The sequence below is a fragment of the Microcoleus sp. LEGE 07076 genome (genome assembly GCF_015207455.1).
Taxonomy (GTDB): Bacteria; Cyanobacteriota; Cyanobacteriia; order Cyanobacteriales; family Microcoleaceae; genus Microcoleus.
In genome coordinates this window covers 1-4,113 of record NZ_JADEWV010000345.1, presented here as the reverse complement: position 1 = coordinate 4,113, position 4,113 = coordinate 1, and the positions used below count along the sequence as shown (strand labels likewise).

3 protein-coding genes are annotated in these 4,113 nt (G+C 48.4%); 2 read left to right on the top strand and 1 reads right to left on the bottom strand.

The window, feature by feature from the left end; all coding sequences use genetic code 11:
- Positions 1-3: 3 nt before the first annotated feature.
- Together IQ270_RS28740 and IQ270_RS28735 are read left to right on the top strand one after the other, a co-directional pair.
- Positions 4-1,200: a type IV pilus twitching motility protein PilT gene (locus tag IQ270_RS28740; RefSeq protein ID WP_193976527.1), complete on the top strand. Its 1,197-nt coding sequence runs from the start codon at positions 4-6 to the stop codon at positions 1,198-1,200.
- Between the two features lie 175 nt (positions 1,201-1,375).
- Positions 1,376-2,173, top strand: a complete 798-nt coding sequence (locus IQ270_RS28735; RefSeq protein WP_193976526.1) for a circadian clock KaiB family protein — start codon at positions 1,376-1,378, stop codon at positions 2,171-2,173.
- A gap of 192 nt (positions 2,174-2,365) precedes the next feature.
- On the opposite strand, the gene IQ270_RS28730 is transcribed toward IQ270_RS28735, so the two are convergent.
- Positions 2,366-4,009: a thioredoxin-like domain-containing protein gene (locus IQ270_RS28730; protein WP_193976525.1), complete on the bottom strand. Its 1,644-nt coding sequence runs from the start codon at positions 4,007-4,009 to the stop codon at positions 2,366-2,368.
- Positions 4,010-4,113: the final 104 nt, after the last annotated feature.

The following is a 4,113-nucleotide window of genomic DNA, read 5'->3' as shown; positions in this document are numbered from 1 at the left end:
GGGCTGCCCCGCCCTCCTGCTCCCGGGATGCCTCCCAGAGCAGCAGGAATGCCACCAGCACCGCCGCCGCCTGCTGCACCGCCGCCTGCTGTACCGCCCCAATCCTTCCCCACAGCTAAAAATCCGAGTTCTAGCGGCGGAGTTCCGACTTTGAAAGAGCTAGTCATCCGAGCCAAAGAAGAAGGAGTATCCGACCTTCACCTGGGAGTAAACGAATTCCCCCGCTTCCGGACGCGGGGAGAAATTGCCGACATCGGCTATCCACAGACAGATTTAGATACGTTTTTTGGCTGGCTTCGCGAGTGCATGAGCGATGAAGAAATAGAAATTTTCCAAAAAACCCTAGACTTTGACGGCGCTTTCGACTTCGGTTTCGTCCGCATCCGGATCAGTTGCATGGACTCCTTGGCCGGCCCGGCGATGGTGCTGCGGCTAATTCCTGCCAAAATACTGACTATGGAGGAATTGAAGCTGCCGGAGGTCTTTAAGAAAATATGTGGCTACCACAAAGGGCTGATTTTGGTAACGGGCCCGACAGGTTCGGGTAAGTCTACCACGTTGGCCGCGATGATCGACTACATCAATAAGCATAAAGCCTACAACATCATCACGATCGAAGACCCGGTAGAATTCGTACACGAAAGCAAAAAATCCTTGATCAAGCACCGGGAAGTAGGCAGGCACACCCTCAAGTTTATGAGCGCTCTCAAAGGCGCTCTGCGACAAGACCCGGATATGCTGCTAGTAGGAGAAATTCGGGACAGAGAGACCGTGGAAATCGCCCTCAAAGCCTCTCAAACCGGTCACTTAGTTGCAGGAACCCTGCACACCAACAGTGCGGTTAAAACCCTGAACCGGATTCTGGATATGTTCGGGGCGGAAGAACAGGAGGCGATACGGGTATCAATTTCCGAATCGCTAGTGGCGATTATTGCTCAACTGCTGTGCAAAACCACAGACGGGAAGCGGGCTGCTTTCCACGACGTTATGATCAATACCGACGTGGTTAAGGAATACATTCTGAAGGGGCAGAATGAGGAAATCAATCAAATCATGATCAAAGATACTTATGAAGGGATGACGACGATGAATAAGTCGCTCTACGGCCTTTATCAAGAAGGTCGGATTACTGAAGAACTTTGTGTAGAGAACTCGCCGTTCCCGAACGAAATGGCTCAGATGCTCCGAGGTCGAGTCTAAATAGTTGACAGTTGACAGTTGACAACGAGGTTTTTAGGATGGGGATTTAAACAGTTGACAATTATCAAATGTCAATTATCAACTGTTAAACCCGCTCATCAAGGTAAATGTCAATTATCAACTGGTAAAAATCGAGTGTTAACTGTTAACTGCTAACTGTTATTGGTGTACTTAATTGAAAGTCGATCGCCCGATTTTGCCGGAAATTTTCAAAGGCATTGCACTGTTTACACCAGGGGGAGACTTAATCTATTGCATAGACTCCCGCAAGCAAACTCAGTGGCACTTGCAGTTGTGCGTAGCTCTACAGGAAATACTCGGTTTGTCGGAACCGCCGCATTTTCTGATACCTTGCTTCACGGCAACCGTTGACTGCTGGCGAGATCGGAGCGATCGACAGTTGCGGGTTGCAGCCGAGGCCTACGGGCCGGTGCTGCGACATCAAACGCTGCTCAATGGTATTTTTGGCACTGGCGACTTGGTTTGGCATCCCCGCAGCAACGAAATGTGCGAACCGATGGCGATCGCCACTTATCACCAACAATTCCCCGAACTGTGGGAAAATCACGACTTGGTTGTACAGTATCCGGTCTCGGTTGGGCGATCGGACTTTGGCAGTTTCCCGATCGTACCTCCCTCCCGCTTCCAGCAACCGCAGCAGGCGCAGCCAACCCAACCAACAGCACTCACCGCATCGCCACCAACTCAAGGGTACGTTTTGCGACTGTTTGTTTCCGGCAACAACCCCAGCACCGAACGCACCCTCGAAACATTACACCAATTGTTAGAACAATGCCTCGACCGTCCCTACACTTTAAAAGTAATTGATGTTTTAAAACATCCCGAACAAGCCGAGGCAGATCAGATTTCAGCAACACCTACTTTGATTAAAATTTGGCCAAAACCGGTACGGCGAATTGTTGGCGAACTGAACGATGCCGAAAAAATTGTGCGTTTGCTGAGCAATTCATAATTTGAGATTTCCGATTGCTGATTTTAGATTCAAGTTATAAATGAACATTGTATAGAGTTAGGTGGGCATTGCATTGGTGTCAACTAATGAGCGAGCTTAATTTGACATCAATCTAGTCAGGTGCGTCAGAGCAAAAATCCTCGGTAATCGTTGTAGAACTTCGTCTGACGCACCCTAGAAGTCAACCCTACATTATCGATCGGGAAGACAAACATCAGGAGCGCACAAACCCGCTAAATCCACAGTTGTGACTTCCAGCGTATCCAACTCAACTCGCCGAATCACGTGATTGTTGGTATCAGCAACAAACAAATGAGACCCGATCGCGCTCAACCCCGAAGGTTCAAAAAATCGAGCCTTGACACCTGTACCGTCAACCAAACCTGCTTTACCATCTCCAATCATAGTTATGCAAGTACCGCTGCGGTGGTCGATCCGCTTAATTTTGTGATTGTAAGTATCAGCAACCCAAAGATAATTTTGACTGTATTCAATACCCAAACAGTGCTGCAACCTCACCTCATCACCGCGGCCGTCTTTATCCCCAAAACCAAACAATTCACCGCTACCGCAGACAGTGTGCACCTTCGGGTTTTCATCAATACCCAGGGCGCGAATCGAACTAATTTCGCTGTCAGCAACAAACAACTCCGATCGATCCGTAGCCAAGCCGCTGGGCTGAGAAAAAGCAGATTCTGCAAGAGTACCGTCAACACAAGATTCTCTGCCCGTACCCGCATAAGTGCCGATCGTACCAGCATCTAACTGCATCTCCCAAATTTGGTGCGAACCCGCCATAGCAATAAAAAGTCGATCGCCAACCCTTTCTAAATCCCAAGGCGAATTCAATTGCGTTTCCAAACCCTTGCCGCTGCGCGGCCCAATTTCCTGACTTTGTTGACCGGTACCAGCAACAGTTTCCACCCGCTCAGTTGTAAAATCAATCTTTCTGATAGCGTGATTTTCCGTATCAGCAACATAGAGAATTTGACTTTCTGCATCAAAAGCCATACCTTGAGGTGCAAAAAACTCAGCTTCTTCAAACTTGCCATCAGTCAAACCCGGTTTCCCCGTACCGATGACGTGCAGCACCTCACCTTCAGCACTGCTGACAACAATTCGGTTGTGTCCAGAATCTGCAACAAACAAGCAAGAACCAACCAAGCTTTGTTGAACCGAGTTCGCAGGCCCCGGCAAAACAGTTTCATCTACAGATTGATTGTCCTCAGTCATTTCGCCCAAAAGCGCTTCATTTTGGTCAAGCTGTTTTGCCTCCATTGAAGTAATGGCAAATGCCAGCACTTTACCGGGAAAAGCCAGCGGGGTTGACAGAGGTTTGCGCTGTTTTTCTAAGCTGAAACGAAGTTCTTTAAAGGCGATCGCATTTTTATCTTTGTATTCAGCAATTAACTTACCAACCAACTGGTCGAGCGATTCTCTATTGCCTTCGCCAGAAACAAAACCCACAACATAACTTTCCGGATCGATCACCATTAAAGTCGGCCAAGCGCGAACCGCGTAGCTTTGCCAAACTTTCATGCCGCTGTCTACAATTACCGGATGTTCGATATCGTAGCGGAGAATAGCTTGGCGGATATTTTCAACTTCTTTTTCGTTTTCAAATTTCGCCGAATGCACGCCGATAACCGTGAGGGAATCTTTATATTTTTGTTCCAGGTATTTTAAATCTGGGAGGACGTGCAAGCAGTTGATGCAGCAGTACGTCCAGAAGTCCAGGAGGACGACGCGCCCTTTTAAGGATTCAATGGATAAAGGTTTCTCGGTGTTCAGCCACGGGTACTTTACGGGGAATTCTGGTGCTCTGACGCGAGGCATGGCATCTCCTGGTAGGGTCTGAATAATTTTTACACTTCTTTAATTTAGCGGGAAGTTTCGCCGGATGGGGGAAAGCTGGTTAAACGAGGGCTTTTGGACACAGC

Bases quoted from the DNA above. Each gene is read 5' to 3' on its own strand.
- IQ270_RS28730 (WP_193976525.1), bottom strand. From the start codon at position 4,009: ATGCCTCGCGTCAGAGCACCAGAATTCCCCGTAAAGTACCCGTGGCTG.